Below are 296 nucleotides of genomic sequence, written 5' to 3' on the forward strand. Positions count from 1 at the left end.
GGCGATCCGGCGGGTCTGGGGCTCGGTGCGTTCGGGCACGGGCTGCTGGGTGCCGCGGTGACGTCCGCGTCGTCGGGTGCGGTGGTGCTGACGGGTCGTATCTCCCGTGCCGGTGACGGCTGGCTGACCGGGCACCGTATCCAGGGTCGTGTGCTGGTGCCGGGTGCCGCGTTGGTGGAGATGGCGCTGCGCGCAGGGGACGAGGCCGGGTGCCCGGTCCTCGAAGACCTCACCCTGGAAGCGCCGTTGGAGCTGCCCGAAGCCGGTGGCGTGCAGATCCAGGTCACCGTCGACCC

1 protein-coding gene is annotated in these 296 nt (G+C 72.6%); it reads left to right on the forward strand.

All coding sequences use genetic code 11. The features are described 5' to 3' along the window. A partial coding sequence (locus LG396_RS39015) for a polyketide synthase dehydratase domain-containing protein (protein WP_225798346.1) occupies nt 1-296 on the forward strand: 296 nt, incomplete at both ends.

It is taken from the genome of Streptomyces aculeolatus (assembly GCF_020400605.1).
Taxonomy (GTDB): domain Bacteria; phylum Actinomycetota; class Actinomycetes; order Streptomycetales; family Streptomycetaceae; genus Streptomyces; species Streptomyces aculeolatus.